21 protein-coding genes are annotated in these 21,121 nt (G+C 63.9%); 10 read left to right on the top strand and 11 right to left on the bottom strand.

Annotated elements, in window-relative coordinates:
- Positions 1-15 precede the first annotated feature (15 nt).
- The 3 genes from QM588_RS03415 to QM588_RS03405 all read right to left on the bottom strand — a co-directional run bounded on the left by QM588_RS03415 (position 16) and on the right by QM588_RS03405 (position 3,636).
- On the bottom strand, positions 16-1,605 hold the full coding sequence (locus QM588_RS03415) for a GMC oxidoreductase (RefSeq protein ID WP_283311462.1): 1,590 nt from the start codon (positions 1,603-1,605) through the stop codon (positions 16-18).
- Positions 1,606-1,709: 104 nt separating this feature from the next.
- Positions 1,710-2,261 (bottom strand): TetR/AcrR family transcriptional regulator, encoded by a 552-nt coding sequence (locus QM588_RS03410; RefSeq protein WP_283311459.1) that lies wholly within the window; start codon positions 2,259-2,261, stop codon positions 1,710-1,712.
- A gap of 49 nt (positions 2,262-2,310) precedes the next feature.
- Positions 2,311-3,636, bottom strand: a complete 1,326-nt coding sequence (locus tag QM588_RS03405; protein WP_283311457.1) for an MCE family protein — start codon at positions 3,634-3,636, stop codon at positions 2,311-2,313.
- Between the two features lie 132 nt (positions 3,637-3,768).
- On the opposite strand from QM588_RS03405, the gene QM588_RS03400 reads away from it, so the two are divergent.
- Complete coding sequence (locus QM588_RS03400) at positions 3,769-5,394, top strand: FAD-dependent monooxygenase (protein WP_283311456.1); 1,626 nt, start codon at positions 3,769-3,771, stop codon at positions 5,392-5,394.
- 34 nt (positions 5,395-5,428) lie between these two features.
- Here the strand turns inward: QM588_RS03400 and QM588_RS03395 are convergent, their stop codons facing one another.
- From QM588_RS03395 to QM588_RS03375, 5 genes are read right to left on the bottom strand one after another with little or no spacing between them, the layout of a single operon-like run.
- A complete protein-coding gene (locus QM588_RS03395; protein ID WP_283311454.1) occupies positions 5,429-6,187 on the bottom strand; it encodes a 1-acyl-sn-glycerol-3-phosphate acyltransferase in 759 nt (252 codons plus the stop codon).
- A gap of 6 nt (positions 6,188-6,193) precedes the next feature.
- Positions 6,194-6,586, bottom strand: coding sequence for a hypothetical protein (locus QM588_RS03390; RefSeq protein WP_032392145.1), 393 nt, complete (start codon positions 6,584-6,586; stop codon positions 6,194-6,196).
- 8 nt (positions 6,587-6,594) lie between these two features.
- Positions 6,595-7,737 (bottom strand): NAD(P)/FAD-dependent oxidoreductase, encoded by a 1,143-nt coding sequence (locus tag QM588_RS03385; RefSeq protein WP_283311447.1) that lies wholly within the window; start codon positions 7,735-7,737, stop codon positions 6,595-6,597.
- On the bottom strand, positions 7,734-7,931 hold the full coding sequence (locus QM588_RS03380; RefSeq protein WP_027495453.1) for a ferredoxin: 198 nt from the start codon (positions 7,929-7,931) through the stop codon (positions 7,734-7,736). Before QM588_RS03380 ends, QM588_RS03385 begins: the two co-directional genes overlap by 4 nt.
- Positions 7,928-9,130, bottom strand: coding sequence for a cytochrome P450 (locus QM588_RS03375; RefSeq protein ID WP_283311822.1), 1,203 nt, complete (start codon positions 9,128-9,130; stop codon positions 7,928-7,930). The genes QM588_RS03380 and QM588_RS03375 overlap by 4 nt, the downstream gene beginning before the upstream one ends.
- 158 nt (positions 9,131-9,288) lie before the next feature.
- Between QM588_RS03375 and QM588_RS03370 the strand changes: the two genes are divergently transcribed.
- Positions 9,289-9,951, top strand: a complete 663-nt coding sequence (locus tag QM588_RS03370; RefSeq protein WP_283311445.1) for a TetR/AcrR family transcriptional regulator — start codon at positions 9,289-9,291, stop codon at positions 9,949-9,951.
- A gap of 88 nt (positions 9,952-10,039) precedes the next feature.
- Here QM588_RS03370 and QM588_RS03365 read toward each other — a convergent pair whose 3' ends face one another.
- Complete coding sequence (locus QM588_RS03365; RefSeq protein ID WP_283311442.1) at positions 10,040-10,888, bottom strand: GAF and ANTAR domain-containing protein; 849 nt, start codon at positions 10,886-10,888, stop codon at positions 10,040-10,042.
- Positions 10,889-11,062: 174 nt separating this feature from the next.
- On the opposite strand from QM588_RS03365, the gene QM588_RS03360 reads away from it, so the two are divergent.
- Entirely contained in the window at positions 11,063-11,545 is a 483-nt protein-coding gene (locus QM588_RS03360; protein ID WP_283311441.1) for a DUF2975 domain-containing protein, read from the top strand.
- A complete protein-coding gene (locus QM588_RS03355) occupies positions 11,545-11,751 on the top strand; it encodes a helix-turn-helix domain-containing protein (RefSeq protein WP_283311439.1) in 207 nt (68 codons plus the stop codon). Before QM588_RS03360 ends, QM588_RS03355 begins: the two co-directional genes overlap by 1 nt.
- A 12-nt stretch (positions 11,752-11,763) precedes the next feature.
- On the opposite strand, the gene QM588_RS03350 is transcribed toward QM588_RS03355, so the two are convergent.
- Positions 11,764-14,121: a transketolase-like TK C-terminal-containing protein gene (locus QM588_RS03350; RefSeq protein ID WP_283311437.1), complete on the bottom strand. Its 2,358-nt coding sequence runs from the start codon at positions 14,119-14,121 to the stop codon at positions 11,764-11,766.
- A 237-nt stretch (positions 14,122-14,358) separates the two neighbouring features.
- Entirely contained in the window at positions 14,359-14,988 is a 630-nt protein-coding gene (locus QM588_RS03345) for a TetR/AcrR family transcriptional regulator (protein ID WP_201010078.1), read from the bottom strand.
- Between the two features lie 118 nt (positions 14,989-15,106).
- Here QM588_RS03345 and QM588_RS03340 point away from each other — a divergent pair, with 118 nt between their 5' ends.
- From QM588_RS03340 to QM588_RS03315, 6 genes are all read left to right on the top strand, one after another.
- Positions 15,107-16,087: an SDR family oxidoreductase gene (locus tag QM588_RS03340; RefSeq protein ID WP_283311436.1), complete on the top strand. Its 981-nt coding sequence runs from the start codon at positions 15,107-15,109 to the stop codon at positions 16,085-16,087.
- A complete protein-coding gene (locus QM588_RS03335; protein WP_283311435.1) occupies positions 16,084-16,869 on the top strand; it encodes an SDR family NAD(P)-dependent oxidoreductase in 786 nt (261 codons plus the stop codon). Before QM588_RS03340 ends, QM588_RS03335 begins: the two co-directional genes overlap by 4 nt.
- 12 nt (positions 16,870-16,881) lie before the next feature.
- The gene (locus QM588_RS03330) at positions 16,882-17,598 is read left to right on the top strand and encodes a TetR family transcriptional regulator (RefSeq protein WP_283311434.1); all 717 of its coding nucleotides are present in this window, start codon (positions 16,882-16,884) and stop codon (positions 17,596-17,598) included.
- Positions 17,599-17,728: 130 nt separating this feature from the next.
- Complete coding sequence (locus tag QM588_RS03325; RefSeq protein ID WP_283311433.1) at positions 17,729-18,364, top strand: VOC family protein; 636 nt, start codon at positions 17,729-17,731, stop codon at positions 18,362-18,364.
- Between the two features lie 26 nt (positions 18,365-18,390).
- Positions 18,391-19,317 carry a fumarylacetoacetate hydrolase family protein gene (locus QM588_RS03320; RefSeq protein WP_283311432.1) on the top strand — a complete coding sequence of 309 codons (927 nt, stop codon included), beginning with the start codon at positions 18,391-18,393 and terminating at the stop codon, positions 19,315-19,317.
- Positions 19,314-21,101, top strand: a complete 1,788-nt coding sequence (locus QM588_RS03315; protein WP_283311430.1) for an FAD-dependent monooxygenase — start codon at positions 19,314-19,316, stop codon at positions 21,099-21,101. The genes QM588_RS03320 and QM588_RS03315 overlap by 4 nt, the downstream gene beginning before the upstream one ends.
- The last annotated feature ends 20 nt before the right edge of the window (positions 21,102-21,121 follow it).

The raw sequence follows: 21,121 nt of genomic DNA, 5'->3' as shown, positions 1-21,121 counted from the left end.
TCTTTCTGGTGGGGGTCAGATAACGGAGCCGATGTCGTCGGCAACGATGTTGTCCAACGCGCGTTCGGCCAGTGCGGCGATGGTCATGGATGGGTTGCACGCGGCGGTGGTGCCGGGCATGAGCGCTCCGTCGAGGACATACAGGCCTCGCTGGCCGTGGACGCGACCGTCGAGATCACAGACCGCGCCCATGTTGGCCCCACCCAACGGATGCCAGGTGGACGGGAACAGTGCGTTGGTATCGGTGAGAACACTGCCCGATCCGGCGATACGACGCACCGTCGGATCGATCGAACCGTCCTGAATCACGCTGTCGCCGTTGGCCGGCCAGTGCAATCGCACCTGGTCCGCGGAGGAGTCGTAGCCGAAATGGCCGCGGCCGCTGCTGACTCCGTACCCGACCAGCATCGTACTGTGGGCATCGAACGACAACGGCGGTATCGATGCCTGAATGACGGTGTGCGCAGTGTTCGGGTCGTCCCAGTTCAGGCTGCCGAACACCACCGGACCACCCTGTGGCGCACCGAAACTCTGCTCGATGCTCGACCACACGTAGATGCGATCGGCATTGGTGCCCCAACCCTGTCCCAGTTGGTCCGGCAAGTCCGAGATCGCTCCGGTGGCACCGGCACGCACGAGCAGCTTCGTGGTGTTCAAGCTGCCCGCTGCCATCACCAATGCGCCGGCCGTGAGAACCTTGTTTTCCAATACCGTTCCGTCGGAGTCGATTCGATCGACATACACCGTCCAACGACCGTCGTCACGCCGCTCGATTGCCGTGACATCGTGCTGTGTCGCAACCGTGGCCAGCCCCGTCGCCTCGGCGGCGGCGATGTAGGTGACGTCCACTGAGTGCTTGCCGCCGTTGTTGACTCCGAAGGCCCCGGACCCATCGGTGTAGGACGGTGCCATCACCCCGCGCGTCTCGTCGAGGGCGAAGTTCCAGTCGATCGGCATCGGGATCTTCGACACCGGCAGACCTGCTCGACGCGCATTGGCCGCGAACACCCGCGCCGCTTGATAATTGGGCGTACCGATCAACTCGTCGGGAGCCTGCTGAAGCTGCAACATCCGCGCCACGCGTGGGTAGTGCACTCGATTCAGAGTCGACCAGTCGAGCCCGACCGGAAAGTGCTCTTCGAATACCGGCTGCGATGGCTGCAGTGTCATTCCCTGGTAGATCAGTGATCCGCCTCCGACACCGGCCGCGCACAGCGCAGTCATGTTGTCTCCGGGCACGGCCTCGAGGAGGCCTACGTATGGATCGAACGGGACCGGCGTTCCGAACAGGTTGGGACTCGAACCGTGCCACAGCATCCGCTTGTCCGGTGACGTGGCATCGGGGAACGTGTTCGCGTTCGGCCCTGTGTTCCAACGTCTTCCGCGCTCGAGGACCAGAACCGGCACCCCCGCTTCGGCCAGGCGCAATGCGGCGACGCCACCGCCGAACCCCGATCCGATGATCACCACCCGGTGGTCCTCGCGGGTCAGCGGGATCCGAGAGCGTCGCCCGCCGGCTGCTCGCGCCACCCCGGTGCCCGATAGTGCGGCCAACCCCGCAACCGCAGTTGCGCCGAGAAAAGACCGGCGATTCAAGTTCGACACGTACCCCCCAATGGTGTGCAGCAGCGCGCACCGAGACCTGTGTCACGTGCAAGTGCGATGCAAAACTAGACAGAACTGGGTCGCAGTGTCAAGTTCTTAGGGGGTCAGCGCACGGATAGAAGCGGCACCAACCAGCGTCGGAGGTATGCCCGTAGGCCGTCGTCGTCGTGAATCGTCGGGTCGTCGAACAGAATGACCGACAGCGCGTTGCGCGTGAACATGGCCTCGACCCCGTCGAACTGTGTCGGATCGAATTCGGGATGTCGTTCGATGTAGCCGTCGAGGAACTGACGCACCACCGGCTCGGCGCGATCCATCACGTCCGGATCGAACAGCGGATTCGCATTGCCCGAACGTAGCAACGTATTCAGAACCGGTTGCCTGCGAAGGAGATCTCGTGCAGCCACAATGGTTTCGACGACGAACTCCGATGCCGTTTCGGCCTGATCGGCCTTCTCCCCTATCTCACCGATGAAGCCGACGACGAGGCCGACCATCGCCTCCGAGATCATGTCCTCGCGCGTGCTGAAGATCGAATACACCGTCTGGCGCGTCACGCCTGCAGCCCGCGCAGCCGCCGCAATGGTGACATCCTCGAACCCACCCTCGGCAATGAGCCCGAGGGTGGCGTCGAGAATTTTCTGCTTCGAACGCATGATTCGAGTATGACCGCTCCCGCACAGCCGCGTCGCCACCCACGTCCCATCAGCGCAGTTCGATCTGACTGCCTCGCATGGCCGGTGCACCCAACAGTGTTGTCCAGGAGGGAATTTGCGAAGGCTCCATGCCCGATCGGTTGGCGTAGACGACGGCCAGAGTCTCCCGCTCGACGTCCGAGCCGGCGTACGACGCGGACGCGGCAGGAAACGCGACGTTCTGAGCAGTGGGTTCGCCGCCTCCCTGAGGACCGGGATTACGTGAGGGCACCTGATACGCACCGTCGTTGAAGGAGCCGCCGGAATACTGTGGCATGTTCTCCCCTACCGGCGGGCTCGGTAGGCACCTGGGCGGCCGATCGTCCAGGAATCGCGGCTCGTCCTGGTTCGGTAGGTACCGCCCCTTGGGGTTGACGAACTCGGCTGTTCCCTGAATTCCGGGAAACTCGCCGTCCGTTTCGAGGACTTCGGGGATCTGAGGCACCACCGCGACGATCTGGTCGAGGAAGCACTCGACGGTGGGGATGTACTCCTGGAGCGTTTCGAGCGCTTCCCGGGAATCCGCTGCCAGACTGATGACGTCGTCGGAGTTCGCGGCTACGAAGTCCGCTGTGGTCGAACTGCTCGAATTCAGTGACGCGATCAGCGCGTCGACAGCGGACCGTCGTTCGACGACGGTGTTGCCGGTGGCCCGGAAGTTGTCCAACGCGTTCACCAAGGACGGAAGCGCGTCGGAGTAGGTATCGGCAAGATCGGCGACACCGCGAATATCTTCTTGCAGAGCGGGCATAACGGCGTTCACCTGCTCGAAGATGTTCTCGAGGCGGTCGATCGTGGACCCGATCTGCTCGCCCTTTCCGGACAGACCTTGGGCGAGGGCACCGAGGGTACTGGCCAGATCCTGTGGCGGAATTGCCTCGAGCAGGGGCTGCAGTCCGTCGAGGAGAACTCCGACCTCGATGGCGTTGCCGCTCACGTCCTGCTCGAGCACCGATCCGTCCACGACCGGGTCCACCGGGCCGACAGGAACATTCAAGGCGACGTAACGCTCACCGAACAAAGTCTTCGGCAGCAGACGCGCGGTCGCGTTCGATGAGATCATCGGAGCGAACGACGGCGTGATGGCCAGATGTGCGACGACAGCCCCGTCGCGAACCGACGTCGAATCGACATGGCCCACCAGAACCCCACGCACCTTGACGTCCGCGCGGAGCGGCAACGAATTACCTGCGGAGTTCAAGACCACATCAACGTCCACAGCGTCGTCGAACGTTCCGTCGTACCGGGTGACGGACCAACCGATGAACACCGCCAGCAGAACGAAGAACGCGGCACCGAGCGGAACGGTCGTCGATCGCCGGCGTGAATCGATCATGACGAAGTGGTGCGGTCTGAGTGATTCATGCCATACTCCTTTGCGATTGACGGTATCGTCACGCATGGCGGTACCGTCATTCAAGTGCCGTCGCCCCCGAGCTTCACGCTCCCGCCTACTTCGAGGAACCACATGACCAGCAACAACGGTGGCGCCAGCCCTGCTCTCGACGTGGATGTCGTCATCATCGGGTTCGGACCCACCGGTGCCACCGCCGCCAACCTTCTGGGGCAACGAGGCATCCGGACTACCATCGTGGAGCGCGATATCTCCATCTATCCACGCCAACGCGCGATCGCGTCGGACGAGGACGCGCACCGGGTGTGGCAGGGGCTCGGCCTGTTCGACGAGATGCTGGCCACGATGTCCTCGGACGTCCGGGTGCATTTCAAGAACGGCGATCGAACGTTCCTGTCGATGACGTCGTCGCAGAGTCATGGGCAGGGCGTGCCCGGAATGTGTTACTACCATCAGCCCGAGCTCGAACGTGTTCTGCGCCAGGGGATCGAACGCTTCCCCACCGTCACCGTCATGCCGGGATACGACGCGATCGATCTGTCGCAGGACGAGAAATCCGTCACCGTCACTCTTCGCTCTGCCGAGGGCGGACCGGATCGGCAGATCACCGGACGTTACGTGATCGCCTGCGACGGCGGCTCCAGCTCCATCCGTAAGCTTCTCGGAATTGCGTTGCCCGGCAAACACATCGAGGAACCCTGGTTCGACATCCAGCTCCGAGCCTGGTACGACCTACCCGTCGACGCCCCGCTGGACTTCACCTTCATTTCCAACCCGCATCGTCCCGGCGTCGACTGCCCGTGTCCGATGGGCTATCACCGCGTCGAGTTCAGGGTCAACAAGGGCGAGACCGTCGAGCAGCTGCAGACCGAGGAAGGCCTACGCGGCCTGCTCGCAGAACGCGGGATCGACTACGACCAGGTCGAGATCTACCGAAGCTGGGGATACACCTTCCACATCCGGCAGGCCGAGCAATGGAGCAAGGGGCGTGTCTTTCTCGCGGGCGACGCCGCACACATCATGCCGCCCTTCGCCGGGCAGGGAGTCTCGTCCGGGGTACGTGATGTTGCCAATCTCTGTTGGAAGCTCGATGCAGTACTCAACGCGCAGGCCGACCCGAGCCTGTTGGATACCTACGAGCCCGAACGCCGACCGAACGTCACGAAACTGACCGCATTCTCACTGCGCATCGGCAAGCTGGTGATGCTCGGCAACCCCACTGCGGTACGTCTGCGCGACAACGTCATTCGAGCGGCCATGAAAACGCCCGCCCTCGGGCGGGTCATCACGTCGAATGGACTCAAGCCCCGCTACGAACTGGGAACGAAGGGCGGCTTCTTCGCCCACACCGCCCGTTTACGCAGTCCTCGCGGCACCTTCATCCGCCAGCCGTGGGTGGTGGGCTCCGATCTGGCTCCGGTCAGATTGGACACGATCTTGGACAACAGCTGGACCTGGATCGGATTTTCGTCCGCGCCCATCCCCCGCGCGCTTGCCGAGGCCGGCGTCCGCGAGGTGAAACTCGAATACGCCTCTGCCGTAGCGACTCACACCGTCCCACCAGGGCACTACGTGGACAGCGAAGGCGTCGTGGCGCGTCAGATGCGTACATCTCGCGCACGGGGATTTCTGGTTCGACCCGACAGGTTCATCTACTGCAGTGATCGCGACATCACAGCGGACGATGTGCAGCGAGTGGCGTCGGTGGTAGGCGGGGCGCGGCTCACGAATCACGCATGAGTCGGCGCGCTATCGGATGGCGTCGCATTCGACGTCATCCGATAACGGGTCGCCGATCCTTCGTCAGTTCGTCGAGTTCGGCTTGCATAGCCGAGTGCACCCGCACTGCGAACTCCTCGGCCGTCTCGTCGGCCTCGGGGCGCATGGGTGCGAGCACCGTCGTTTCGAGTTTGGTGGGCAGCGGCAGGTACGGAAGAAGCCCAACCAGACCGAGATTGACGCCCCACGGAATGGACACCGTCAGCGGAAACGTTTTGAGCCGCAGTACCTTGTCCAACCTCAGCGCCTTCGCCAATCGCTTCCCGCTGCCGAGTACCAGCAGGGACTCCCCTGCTCCTGCGGTCACCACAGGGACGATCGGCACCCCCGCCTCCATCGCCAACCGGGCGTACCCGGTACGCCCGTCGAAGAGAATCTCGTTGCGGTGCTTCCAGGCCTTGAGCGCATCGACATCTCCACCAGGAAACACCAGGACGTTCTGGCCCTCCTCGAACGCATCGAGTGCCGTCTGTTTGCTTGCGGGCCTGGCACCGAAGGGTTCGATCAGCTTCTCTGCATGCAGCGTCCACGCGATCTGATGCGTCAGCGTGATCAGCTCGCGGTCGATCCCGAGCTGGTCGTATGCGGCCGCGAATGCGAACACGTTGAGATCGATGACTCCGCCGAACCCGTGGTTGGCGACGAACAGTACCGGGGTGTCCGGAACCGGCTGCGCCACCGTCACTTCCAATCGGTTGTAGAGGCGAACAGCACTGATGCTGGCCGCGCGAACAACTCGAGCGATGTTGTCCACCGCCGACTACCGGTCCAGTTGCAGGTCTGCCAGCGCGCCGGCGATAACGAAGCCTCCGGCGATTGCACAGCCGGCCGTTCTCGTTCGTTGCGGCAGGTGAGCGGTGAGCGCGAACGCCGCGGTGTCCCAGACGTCGACGGCCACACCTGCTCGCAGCAGAGTGCGCACGGCCTTCGGCGCGTACCGAGTTGCCGCGTAGAGCCCGCCGCCGATGTAGATTTCACGAATTCCGAAGGTGCGAGCCGCAGCTCGCGTCGTCGCCACGGCCGCGTCGGGCCCGGCGAGGAGTTCGTTGGCGCGAGTGGGCGCAACCATGTGGGCGATGCCGATCGCGGCCCGGGCGAGCCCGACCGCCTCGGGTAGACGACGAACCAGACCGGACGCAGAACCGAAAGCCATGAAATTCCTTACGTAGTGGGAACAGCGGAGTCGCGAGCAAGGCGTCGGAGGAGGCCGACGGCCTTCTTCATGCCGTAGGCAACGATGGTCGTGCGGCCGTCCTCGTGATTCCACTGCAGCAGCGCCGATCCGTCGTCGACGGCACCCTCGAGCACGGTCGGATCACCCAGGAGCGGAAGAGGACCGACGACCTTGATGGACAGTCCCAGAATCTCGGTCCAGAAGTAGTCGTCGGTAGGCGCACACGTGGGTTCGAGGCCGAGTGCGGAGGCCGCGGCAACCTTGCCCTGCGCGACAGCATTGGACCAGAACGGCGCTCGACCGGAACCGGCACGTGAGTACGCGACGTCTCCTGCGGCGAACACATCGGGAACTGCAGTGGCGCAGCGCTCGTCGATGGCAACACCGCGATCATCGGCGATACCGGTACCGCTCAACCACTCGGTCTCGGGGACATCACCGGCGCAGGTGACCACCACATCGGCGTCGAGGGTGCGTCCCTCGAACTCGATCCCGGTGACGGGGTTACCCGTCAACGCAACCGGGTTGTCCGCGCGGAGAAACTCGACCGACGCTGCCTCGGCCCGGGCGGAAATCGCGTCGGACAGGTAAGTACCCAGCAGGCGTTTCAACGGAGGGTCGACGTCCACGACGGTGACTGCGATTCCGCGCAAGACGCACGCACTGACGACCTCCATGCCGAGGAATCCGGCACCGACGACGATCGCCGTCTGCGCCGCATCGAGTTTCGGACGTAGCGCCCGGACATCGTCGAAGGTCCGCAGCACCGTCTCGCCCGTTTGCCCGGGAGCCGCGATGCGACGTGCAGCTGCTCCAGTGGCGACGATCAAGCGATCGTACGGAACATCGGTACCGGCCGCGGTGGTGACGATCCGAGTCTCGGTGTTCACCGATACGGCACGATCGCCGATCGCCTCGATGTCCAGGTCCGACAGATCCCACGTTTCCGCCTCGGCTGCTTCGCCTTTGAGCACGTGCTTGGACAACGGCGGCCGCGCGTAGCAACCGTCGGCATCGGCCCCGATCATCGTCAGTTGACCTTCGTATCCGCGGGCCCGCAGTTCGCGGACAGCGGTGCACGCGGCTATGGAGTCTCCGACGACGACGATCCTGCTCTCGAGAGAGCTCACGCCTGTTCTCGCAGTGCCGCCACCGGACACACCCCGACCGCGGACCGGGCCGAGGCTGCGAGGTCGTCGGGAATGTCGTTGCCATCGAAGGCGTAGTGCAGTTCGCCCTCGTCATCGAGGCTGAACACCTTGGGTGCCTGTTCGGCGCAGATGCCGTGGCCCTCGCAGCGATCCCAATCGACGTCGATCCTCATGGCTGTGTCCTTTCTGCTGCCACCAATTTCAGGGGCAACCGTTCGTATCGATGAATGACGTTGTTGACGGCTCGTACGGGTGTTCCTGCGGGAACGAACTTCTCGACACGCTGCGCCAGCACCCGAAGCATGGTCTGGGCTTCCAGACGGGCGAGCCCCTGACCGGCGCACCCGTGCACGCCGGAACCGAAGCCGAGTTGACGCGCCGCGTCACGGGTGATGTCGAAGGCATCGGGGTTGTCCCATTCACGCTCGTCGCGGTTCGCCGACGCGTAGACCACCAGTACGCGAGCACCTTTCGGGATTCGCGATCCGTCGATCTCGACGTCACGGACCGCACGACGCGAGAATGCTCTGATCGGCGACTCGTATCGAACGACCTCGTTGATCGCATTGGGTATCAGGTCCGGGTCCTGCCTGATCGCCTGCCACTGCTCGGGGTGCCGGGCGAACAGGTCGAGGGCACCGGAAATGGCTCCGATGGTGGTATCGAGTGAGGGACCGAGGTAGTCGATCATCAGCGCAGGACATGTCGACTTCTGAATCTTGTTGTCGTCGGCGGCCTTCAGAACGTCGTCGCCCATGCTCCCGGGAATCACCGATCGATCTCGCACCACGCGCCGCGAGAAAGCGAGCATCTCGGCGGCACCCTTGACGGCGGTGATCGAGTGCCGGTTGACGGGGCCGAGGGAGTCGAATGTCGCGCCGGCCCAACGGAGTAGATCCTCTCGGCCGTCCTCCGGCCACCCGACGAGATCGGGCACGATCGACATCGGCAGGGCTGTCGCGAGATCGTCCACGCCGTCGACGAACTGTTTGCTCAGTGCCGCGTCGACGATGCTGTTCGCTTTTTCCTCCACAGCCGCTTTCATCTTGCGCACGGCCTTCGGAGTGAGTCGATGCGCGAGCACCGATCGCTTGGTCGCATGCTCGTCGCCGTCACTGTTCAGTGTCGTTCCGCGGCCGAGCCGATTGGCGACGGGATTGAGCGCCACTCCGTCCCCCGAGATGAAGGTCTCGTCGTCGAGCAGCACGGCCTTGCAATCCGCGTAACGCGGGACGGCGAATACCTGCTGGCGCGGCAGCCACACCACCGGACCGAGGGCGCGTAGCCGGGCGTAATGGGGGTACGGGTCGAGGATCGCATCGGTGGAGTACAGATCGGTGCGGTACTGCGGGATCGTCGCGTTCGTCGTCATGAGGTCCTTCGGTGCCGCCGGAAGTCGATTCCCCTGCCGTCGCAAGGTGTTGACGATATCGTCACTCATGCCACGGCCGTACGTCAAGGTTTTTTGACGAATTCGTCATCATTGATTCGCGATAGGCTGCACTCGACATCGCAGAGCAGGAGCAGATCGTGACCGAAGGCAACCGCGTCGAGCGCCGCAAGGCACGCACCAGAGCCGCGCTGATCCAGGCCGCGCAAGGGTTACTCGCCAACGGGAACACCAACGCACCCGTGCTCGAAATAACGCAGGCCGCCGACGTCAGCAACGGATCGTTCTACAACTACTTCGAGAGCAAAGAAGAACTGTGGCAGGCCGCCATCGACGCCGCTCTCGAGTCCGTCGGCGACTACCTCGATTCGCTCACCGTCGGTTTCGAGGATCCGGTCGAGAAGTTCACCCAATCGTTCAGACTGTCCGGACGCCTGTTCCGCCTCGAACCTCAACTGAGCCGTGTCCTGCTCAACTCCGAGGCCGCCGCGTTCGCCGCGGCCGGTGGCCTGGCACCACGGTCGCGTCGCGATATCGAATCGGCCGCAGCGCAAGGGAGATTCGACGTCGACGACCCGGATCTCGCCCTCGCGATAGTCGCCGGTTCACTGCTGTCCATGGGCCGTCTGCTCCTTGCACAGCCCGACCGCGACGAAGCGGCGACGGTCGACGGCACCACCGAGCGAGTGCTCCGCGCACTCGGCATTTCGACCGATGAGGCTCGCGCACTGTGCAGCAGTCCACTACCGGCGTCCTACAGCGGCGGCGTCCATGCGGCTGTTGCACCCACTGCGTCGCACTGAGGGACCACCCGAAATATCTCCCTTCGCCGGTGTCGATGTCGAGTTGCTGAGCCGTGGGTGATGCTCGGTAGACCACGTAACCCCGACACTAAGGCCGTTCGGCCTCCTGCCGCCGGATGACGGAATCGACCATCCGGGCCGCCAACACAGCAACTCGCGTGTTCTCGCGCTGGGACTGCTGCACCAACACGGCAAACGCGGCGTCTGGAGTGATCGATCGCGTTGCCATCAGGATGCCTTTGGCCTGCTCGATGGTCGCCCTGGTCATCATCGCCACACGAAGACCGACGACTTCCTGCTTCGCCTCCGTTGCGTGTCGGGAATGCCACACTGCCGCTTCCACCGATGTGACGAACATCTTCACCAGCACTTCGTCGATGTCGTTGAAGCCACCGGCATCCAACCCATAGATGTTGAGCGAGCCTGCATGCTCGGAATCGACTGCCAGCGGTGCCGACAGGTAACTCTGCACTCCGATGTCTGCTGCTGCGGCTGCGAATGCAGGCCAGCGAGTAGTGATCTCGTCGACTCGGACGCACACCAACCGATCGTGGCGCGCAGCTTCGAGACACGGCCCCTCGTCCGCTCGGTACTGATCGGCATCGATGTCCACCACACGAGCGTCCGAGAATGCAGCGGTGGCAGGATTCTCCGAATCATGATGCAGCAGGGTCACTCCCGCCATATCCGCCCCGGGAATTGCCACGACGGCCTGCTCGCACAGGCCCTGCAGCACAGTCTCGAATCGGCTGTGCTCGAGCAATATTCCGCGGAACACATCGAGCGCCTCGAAGGTGTCTTCCGCGAAATACGTCGTCGCACCCGGCACGTGTGATCGCCTCGGGAGTGCCGCCGCGATCTGCTCGTCGAACGCGGCTGCGGCCGCTCTCTCGGCAGCCGAATCGTCCGGCGTTTCCTCGGATGTCCGATCGGTCACGTGGTCCCGCCCCCATACGATGCGGCCATCACACCCTTCGCCGTGAACGAGCAACCTACGGCGTTGACCCTCGCCGAATGTTACAACCGTACGCCCACTGTCAATCGGAACTGGATGATCCGGACACCGTATTGATCTATTCACTTTCGATAGATTCCTGTCGATACTCGATAAATGCTGAGTGGATATCGAGCGGTCGTCCTGTTGCTTCGCCTGTTTCTCGCCGCGTTGTTCGCGGTACTGGTGCTGATGCAAGTCATGTCGCTGCCCGGGCAGTTCGCCCACATGGCACAGGAATCTCCCGAATCCGCATACCTGCGATGGCCGTTGACCATCGTGTCGATCTTCTGGGTGCTGTGCATTCAGGTGGTCGTGGTCGCGACGTGGAAGCTGCTGACGATGGTGAACCGCAATGCAATCTTCACCCGCGCCTCGTTGGTGTGGGTCGACACGATCACGTGGTCGATCGTCGCGGCCTGGGCGGTGCTGGTCGGCGTCTTTCTCTACGTCGGATTCGGAGCCGACGACCCAGGCCTGCCGCTACTGCTCTTCCTGCTCGTCGTCATCGTCGCCGTCGCCGCACTGTTGATGGTCGTCATGAGGACCCTGCTCAGGCAGGCCACGGAACTGCGCAGCGACATGGACGCGGTCATCTGATGGCCATCGTGGTGCGCATCGATGTTCAGTTGGCCAAGCAGAAGATGAGCGTCGGCGAGTTTGCCGAACGCGTCGGCCTGACGCCCGCCAACATCGCAGTCCTCAAGAACGGACGGGCCAAAGCCGTACGACTGAGCACCCTCGACGCCATGTGCCGGGTGCTGCAATGCCAACCCGGAGACCTCTTGGAATGGGTGGACGAATGAGCACCCGCGGCACTACTGGCCGGTGACATCCAGAGCGGCACCGACGATCGAATCGGTGTCGATGTGATGATGCTTGTACACCTCGTCCAGAGAGCCCACCTGACCGAAGTTGCTGACGCCCAACGACGTCGACGCCACGCGGTTCACGTTCGCAAGGAAGGCCAGGGTGTGCGGATGGCCGTCGAGGACGGTCACCATCGGTGTCGCCCGATCGGCCGGCAACAGCTGATCGAGAATCCACGACTCCGCGTCGCCGTGCCCCTGTCGAGCCTGGACGGCTCGATAGAGCTGGCCCGGACTCGTGATGCACAGGACGTCCGCGAGAATGCCGATGCGCTCCAAACGTGCTGCAGCATCGAGAGCTTCGGGCATGAGCGCACCCATCGCCGCGATCGTGACGGTGGCACCGTCTCGTCGGACGAGTGGGTAGCCGCCGGCCACCACCTGCTTGCGCCTGCGTTCGCGGGCCGCCGGATCGCTGGGCACGTCGGCCAACGTCTGATCGACCGGACGGGTCGACAGGCGCAGGTACGCCGAGGTGCCGTCGGGGCGACCCAACTTGGCGATACTGGCGAGGAGCGTCCACTCGACGTCGATGGCGAACGCCGGCTCGTACGAGATGCATCCGGGCTGCTCCAGACCGATCGACGGAGTCTTGATCGACTGGTGCGCACCACCTTCCGCAGCCAACGTGACACCCGACGGCGTACCGACCAGAATCGACTGACCACCCGCGTAGATGCCGTACGACCACGGTTCGAGGGCGCGTTCGACGAACGGGTCGTACATCACCCCGATGGGGAACAGGGGCTCTCCCCACCGACTCCACGTTGCACCCAGCTCGCCCATCAATCCGACCAGATTGGTCTCTGCGATACCGAGTTCCATGTGTTGACCGGTCGGACCCTCACGCCAGTGCATGATGGTTTCGGCATCGTCACCGAACCAGTCGTGCCGCTCCGACGACGACCAGACACCGACCTTGTTGACCCAACCGCCGAGATTGGTGGTGGAGCTGACGTCGGGACTGACCGTGACGACGCGGCGCGCCGCATCCGGGGCCTCACGCGTCAGGTCGATCAGGGTGCGGCCGAGCGCGGCCTGCGTCGTGGCCGTGCCCTTGGGAGTACGGCCGATGTCGGTGGGAACTGAAGGCGGTGCCGAGACGGGCACCGGCTCGCGGCGCAGCCGTTCGGCGACATCGGCGCACAACTGCCCGGCAGCGGTGGCGTCGTCGAAGCGGCCCCAGGGCGAGTCGGCATCCGTGCCGAGAGTGTCTGCGAGTGAGACATATTCCTCGATTGTCAACAGAGAGGAATGGTTCTGTGGGTGCCCTTGTGTAGGGAGCCCGAAGCCCTTGACTGTGTAGGCGATGATGACCGTGGGACGGGTGTCGTCGATCTGCGCGTAGGCCTCGCGCAGCGCGTCGAGATCATGGCCGCCGAGATTGCGAATCGACTCGGTGAGAATCAGATCGTCGAGATCGCCGATGAGCGCCGAGATCGTCGCGGCATCGGAACCGTTGCCGGGCAACCGATCTCGCAACTCGGACGCCGAGCACCGCAACAGCCGCTGATACTCGGGATTGGGCATGTCGAGGATGCGACGCCGCAGGGCGTCACCACCGGTACGCGCGAACAGGTTCTCGAGCAGCCGACCGAAACGCACGGTGATGACCTGCCAGCCTGCCGCGTCGAACATCTTCTCGAGGCGACGCGCGGCGATGTTCGGCACCACTCGGTCCAGGGACTGACGGTTGAGGTCGACGATCCAGACGATCTCACCCAACTCCCCGATGCCCGGATCGATGACGGCTTCCCACACGGCACCCTCGTCGAGCTCGGCGTCTCCGACGAGCGAATACTGCCGGCCGCGAAACCCACTCGGTGTGTCTTCGGAAAATGCGGAGTCGACGAAGCGGCGCGACATTGCGCCCCAAATAGGTGCCGTCGCACCGATACCCACCGATCCCGTCGAGTAGTCGACGGTATCGGGATCCTTGGCGCGCGACGGGTAGGACTGCAGACCACCGTACGAGCGCAGTGTCGTCAGATATTTCTCGTCCAGCTCACCGAGAAGGTAGTTGATGGCGTGCAGCACCGGCGACGCGTGCGGCTTGACCGACACTCGGTCGCCCGCTTCGAGCTGCTCGAACCACAGCGAGGTCATGATGGTGACCATCGACGCGCACGACGCCTGATGACCGCCCACCTTGAGACCCGTCGGATTGGGCCGGATTCGGTTGGCGTGGTGGATCATCGACGTCGACAACCACAGCACCCGCTCGGAAATGTCGTGCAGGGTTTCGCGCCCCCCGGTGACCGAATCACCGTCGGTCGAATTGCCGGTGGTCGAGCTGAGGCTGGTCATGGCGAGCACTCCTGAAATAGGCGACGAAAGATTGCATCGAGTGGAAGTGGCGGGACCGGATGGGTCCCATCACTCCATGAGGCAAGCGTTCGGATTGCGAAGCGCCGAGTCAGTCGCGTCTGTGATGCAACCGGCGTCAGTCGACCAGAACCCGACCGACTGCGCAATAGAAGTGAGTCAGGTTGGGCATTCTGCACAATTGGTCGGTCACGCGCGTGTACTTTCTGGGCGACCTGATCACCGAGACCCGGCACCTCGACGAGTCGCGGAATCGATGACGGCCTCGAATGCGTCGACGATCAGCGCGACCGACTCGTCCAGATCGAGATCCGCCGACTCGAAGAAGGCGTCGGCTGTTCGATCGAGAAAGCCTGTCCACCCCGAAATCGCAACAGCGACCAGCGGGGGCAACGGATCCGGGAGTTCGGCCAGGGCTGCAACCTGACGCTCGCCCTCGGCCCGAGCCTGCCGAAGGGCGCTCTCGACGCCTGCCTCGCCGAATTCCTCCTCGCGCACCACCCGCAGGTAGAGCGCGCGGTGATCCCGCAGAAACTCGATGTGCCGTCGGACGAATCCTTCCAGCCGAGCTCGGACGGTCCGCTCCTCGGACTGCGGCCCCTGCGCGTCGGACAACTTGCCCAGAACGTCGGCCAGTGCAGCCTGTACCAGGCCCTGCTTGTCGGTGAAGTAGTAGAAGAGCAACCCGTGCGCCACACCCGCCCTGCGCGAGATCGCCGCCGCACTGATGTCTGCGCTGGCACCTTCGGAGATCATCTCGATCGCGGCGTCGATCAACGCCTGACGGCGATCACGACGTGGGCGGGCGCGCCGCGACTGCTCTGCATCGTCGACGTCGTTCGAAGGCACCGTCCGAGACTAATGCAGATCGAGTCGGCTTTTGCGTCGCCCTCTTGCGTTATATGCAGATCATCTGCAATATGTGCGAGAGAGCCGGGACTGCCGCGCTCCCCATCGAGGAGGTCCGATGATCACAGTGACCAGTGCCGCGGGCGGGATCGGACGGTTGCTCGTCCGGCAGCTGACCGCGCAGAAAATGCCCGTCCGCGCTGTCGTGAAGAACGACAGCCAGGCTGCGACCACCCGTCGAGACGGGGCAACCGAGGTCGTCGTGGGCGATCTGCGGTCGCCCGACACGCTCGACAGAGCCCTGGCCGGAGCCGACGTGCTCTATCACGCGGCACCGACCCAGGTCATCGACGAAAGACCGATCATCGAGCACCTGATCGCGACGACTCCGGCAAGTGGATTGCAGCACATCGTGTTTCACTCCGTCATCCATCCGGACCTGCATCAGCTGACACACCATCAGCAGAAGGACATCGCCGAGGGTCTGCTCCGCAACAGCGGGATTCCCACCACGGTGCTCAGGCCGTCGCATTACATGCAGAACTACCTGGAAGTGTGGGAGTTCCTGCAGGCGGGCGTCATGCCGTACCCGGTCTCACCGGACAGCGTCATGGGGGTCGTCGATCTCGCCGACGTCGCCGAGGCCGCGGCGAACGTGCTGATCGACCCGACGCCGCACACCGGCCGCACCTACGACCTGTCCACTGTCGAACTCACCCGACACCAGATGGCCGAGATCTGGTCACGCGTGCTGGGGCATCCGGTGACCGCTATCCGAATCCCGCCCTCGTCTCTGACCAACACGCTCGATGTCCTGCCCGCACTCCCCACCGTCATCGGTCACGCTGTGCGATCGACGAAACTCACATCGCTCGGACACCTCGTCCGCGGTGCGCAGGCCGCTTCGAACCCCCGCGACATGAAGAATTGGCCGGAGGACGCACGTCAGGCGTATCGCACGATGATGACCCATTACGACGGCCACGGTCTGCTCGCGGGAGACCTGACGGTTCTTCCGACCCTGCTCGGACGAGCACCCACCTCGTACGAGGACTTCGCCCGGCGCTCGGCCGCTGAGCTCGGACGCTCGGACCGATGAGCCGCACAGCTGGTCGATACCGTCCGGGCCGCTCGCTGGTCACCGGCGCGAGTTCCGGAATCGGTGCCGAGTTCGCGCGAGTGCTGGCCGCCCGCGGCTCCGATCTGGTGCTCGTCGCCCGACGGGAAGATCGTCTGACAGCCCTGTCGGACGAGCTCGAATCGACCTACGGTGTGCGCTGCCGAACAGTGCCCTGGGACTTGTCGGAGGAGGCCAGTGGTCGCCGGCTCCGGGCCATCGTTCCCGAGCGCATCGACCTCATCGTCAACAACGCAGGATTCGCGGTCCAGGGACCGTTCGTCGACGGCGACGCAGACGACTTCGAGCGACTCGTCGCCGTCGACATCCGCGCGGTCGTGGACATCTGCTCGGCGTTCCTGCCGGACATGATCGCCCGCACAGCCGGCACCATCGTCAATGTGGCCAGCACGACGGCATTCCAACCCGTCCCGACTCTTGCCGTGTACGCGGCCGCCAAAGCCTTCGTGCTGAGCTTCAGCCAGTCGCTGTGGTACGAATCAGCGCAACACGGAGTCAGAGTGTTCGCACTCAACCCCGGACCCACCCACACCGAATTCTTCGACGTCATAGGCGATTCGGCCACAGCCACCGGTACCTACCAGACACCGACCGACGTCGTCGCCACCGCCATGAAGGCACTAGACGCCAAACGGTCACGGCCACATGTTGTTTCGGGTCGCCGCAATGCTCTGCAGGCGGCGACGGCGGGTATCGTCCCCGCACGAGTTCTACTCCCGGCCCTCGCACGAATGCTGCACTAGACTGTCACGATCATGGCCAGGGTCTCGAGATTCACACTCGCCGATCGCCGAGAGGCGGTGGCACGGGCATTCGGGGGTTCCGAAAGCCCGACAGCCGTAGCCACGGACTTGGGCATCCACACCACCACGCTGTACCGCTGGGCCGGGTCGTCGACCACGGACGAACCCGGGCCCGCATCGACACGCCTCATCGAGGCCACCCAGGAGCTGCTTCGGCACGCCGACTACGCAGACATCACGATCGAAAGTGTCGCTGCCCGATGCGGTCTGGCACCCAGAACGGCCTTCCACCACTTCCCCAACAAACGCCAACTCTTTCAGGCCGCCGTCGACGACGCCGCCACCGTTCTGGTCGAACGCATCCGTGAACGGTCTGCGGATGCCGGCTGGCCGAACACCCCACTCGAGCAGCTGCAGACATTTCTTCGAATCGCTGCCGAGAGCATCTACGAGACCCCGCGCACGCACGTGCTGTTCCGCAATCTCGGAGTCCCGAAATCCGAAGGCACAGCCGAGCGTTGGCACGACAGCTTCGTCGATGCCATCACCGAACTACTCCGCGCCGCTGCCGAAGCAGGGCAGATCGACTACGCCACGGACCTCCCTGCCTCAGCCCGACTGCTCACCGGTGCCATGCGCGGCATCCACACAGCGGTGTTCGACGGTGCCGACGCCGACACGGCTCTGGCCCTCGTCGGCCGTGTGCACCTTCTGATCCCGCCCGCCTGATTCCCGGACGTCTTCTCACCTACGGCATCGGTCGACGCTCACAAGCTACTGACTGTCAGTCAAATTATTGACTGACAGTCAAACTGGCCTTAATCTGGATCACACTCCGATCGCGACGAAAGGTCGATTCATGAGCGCAACGCACGATGCACCGACGATCGAGACGCAACGGGTCGCGCCCGACTACATCGCGCATTGGGTCGTCAAATCTGCGCGAACCGAGGAGATGGTGCGCTGGTACGGCACGGTGTTCGGTGCCGAGATCGCCTACCAGGACGACGAGATCACGTTCTTGACCTGGGACGACGAGTCGCATCGACTTGCGATCATCGCCGTACCCAAGCCGGTGAAGTTCCTGTTTCCCTTCGCCAAGCTGCGGCGCAAGGCCTACGGCATCGACCACATCGCCCTGACGTTCCGATCGCTGGAACGACTGCTGGAGAACTACGTGCGGCTCAAGCGCCAGCGCATCCTCCCGGTGTGGTCCATCAACCACGGACCGACGATCTCGCTGTACTACGAGGACCCCGACGGTATTCGGCTCGAATTCCAGGTGGAGAACTTCGACCCCGACAACACCGCGGCCTTCTTCTTCACCGAGGAATTCGCGCGCAATCCCATCGGAGTCAACATCGACCCCGACTACCTCCTGAGCCGACTCCGCAACGGAGCGACCCACGAGGAACTGCGACGGCGCGAGGCCGGGACGAGGCCCGGTCGGCCGGTGATCGCCAACAAGAAGACCATCACTCCGAAAACTCTGTGACCGATTGCTAGGGGGGATCGAAAGCTATGCCCATCAACATCATTCGAACCGAGGACGGCTGGTGGCGTCTCGACGGCGACCAGGCCATCAGGATCGACACCACCGCGCAGACCACCCGTGAGCTACTCGCCGACCGTACGGCCATCGAGGCCGCGTCGGGGGTCGGGACGAACGTCGCCGAGCTCCGGCTCGTCTCGCCCATCACCGCACCCTGCCGAGTGGTGGCGCAGTTGCTGAACTACCGATCCCATGCGATCGATGCCGGTTCGGACCCGAAAACCCTGCAGCCGACGTTCTTTCGCAAGTCGTCCGCATCGATCAGCGGCCCGAGCGATCCCATTCGGCAGCCACCGGAGGTAGCTCTGCTCGACTACGAAATCGAGCTGGGCGTGGTGGTCGGTGCCGATATCCCCATCGGGACAACCGTCACCGACGACAATCTCGCGTCCTACGTGGCGGGCTTCGTCGTGGCCAACGACGTGTCGGCTCGGGAGATCCAGTTGACGAAAGTGCAGGTGTACGAGAGCAAGTCGTATCCCACCTTCACCCCACTCGGCCCTCGGCTGGTGCTGCTCGACAACGACGAGCTGCGACGACTACCCGAGCTACGGATGACGTTGGCGGTCAACGGGGAGATCCGTCAGGACCAGACCATCGGCGACGACCTCATCACTCCTCCCGCCGAGGCCTTCACCAGACTGGCCCGTTTTCAGAACATGACCGCAGGCGACGTCCTGCTGACCGGAACGCCGATCGGCACGGCGATCTCCGCGCCGCCCAAAGCAATCCAGAAGATCGGCGAACTCATCCCGCCGGCACTGAAGTGGAAGTTCTTCTTCGCACGCCAAGCCAAGAACCCGAAATACCTTTCGGTCGACGACGTCGTCACTGCCACGATCCGCACTGCGGACGGGTCGATCGACCTGGGGACCCAGGAAACCGTCGTCCGATGAGCACTCCTGTCGTCATCATCGGTGCCGGGCCGGCGGGTACCACTGCAGCGCTTCTGCTGGCGCGCAGGGGTATTCGAACGCTACTGCTCGAGCGTCGAACCAGTCCACTGTTCCATCCGGCGGCTCACGTCATCAATGCTCGGACGCTGGAGATCTGGAACGAGTACAGCCCCGAACTGGCCAAGTCGATAGCGGCGATGTCGCCTCCGCACGAACAGGTCAATCTGATCAGCTGGTACGGCGACCTGGCCGGCGACGCCATCGGGTCGATCGATCTGCTGTCCGACCCCGAACGCAAAGCGATCGTGGAAAGCCAGAGCCCGTACATGGTGTCGCACATCGGCCAGCACCTTCTGATGCCCGCACTGTGGGACGCCGTGGACGCCGAACCGCTGATCGAATTTCGTCGGGGTGTCTCCGTCGAATCGGTCGAATCGAACTCCGGTGACGCGCGCGTCGCCTTCCGCACCGTGACGGGTGACGCCGCCGAAGTACGTGGGCCGTACGTCCTCGCCTGCGACGGTGCCAACAGCGCGACCCGCGACGCAGCCGGGATATCGCTGACCGGGCCGGTACTCGCCAACATGGGCAGTGCGTTCTTCACCTCGACAACACTGTTTCCCGACGACGCGCGTCCACTGTTGAGTTGGATCTACACCCCGGACCTGTGCGGAGTACTCATCTCGCACGCCGATCACCGCTACATCCTGATGACGGCCTATCTGCACCCAGCGCAGGAGATCGCCAGGAACGGCCGCCGATTCTGGGAGAAGACGCTACCGAAGGCGTTGGGTACCAACGACTTCACGCTCGAATCGACGGGCACGTGGGTGATGACGTCACAGACGGCCGACACGTTCCGCCACGATCGGCTGCTGTTGCTGGGCGATGCCGCTCACCGCTTCCCGCATACCGGCGGCTTCGGGCTCAATTCGGGAGTGCAGGATGCCCACAACCTCGCGTGGAAGCTCGACGCTGTGCTCTCGGGTGCGGCGGGCCCGGAGTTGCTGGACACCTACGACACCGAGCGCCGCCCCGTGGTGGAGAAATTCGCCGAACAGAGCGTGGCCAACCACTTCCGCATGGACGACATCGGCAAGCGGGTGGGGATCACCAATGCCATGCTGGCCAAGGCAACTCAAGCCATGGGCCGGGCACCCCTGAACAAGATCCCGGGCCGACTGATCGCACCCATCGCGGCCGCGGCAACCCGCAAGCAGATGAGCCGGTCACGAAGCCTGCGCCCGGATGCCCCCGGGTCGACGGAACTGCGCGCCGAAATCGCAGCGGCGATTCCACTGCAATTGGAGCATTTCGTCTCCACCGGCCTGCAATTCGGCTACCTCTACGACAGTCCACTGATCGCCCAGGACCCGTCGACGAAGCCCGTGGAAGATGTTGTCGATTACGTGCCCACCACGTACCCCGGTGCGCGATTGCCGCATGCGCTCGTCTCGGTCGACGGGCAACTCGTCTCGCCGCACGACGTGTTGGACCCGAACATGTTGACGCTGTTTACCTTCGACGGTTCTGCGTGGTCAGCAGTGGTGGAGGGACTCAGTTCTTCCAGGCCCGGAATCGAGCTGGTCGTGCTGGACGCACCCGTCGGCCTCGATCGCAACGAGCTGATGTCACTGTTCGAGGTGGGTGAGACCGGAGCCGTCCTCGTCCGACCCGACGGCCATGTTGCCTGGCGCGCCGCCGATTCGACTGTGGAAGCGCAGGCCTCGCTGTCGACGTTTCTGAGCACGCAGTGGGCAAGCTACTACGCCGGAACCGTTTGACGGGCAGGGGGTTGTCGCGG

It is taken from the genome of Rhodococcus sp. IEGM 1354, from assembly GCF_030056855.1.
Taxonomy (GTDB): Bacteria; Actinomycetota; Actinomycetes; order Mycobacteriales; family Mycobacteriaceae; genus Rhodococcoides.
This window is presented reverse-complemented; position numbering and strand designations above follow the sequence as displayed.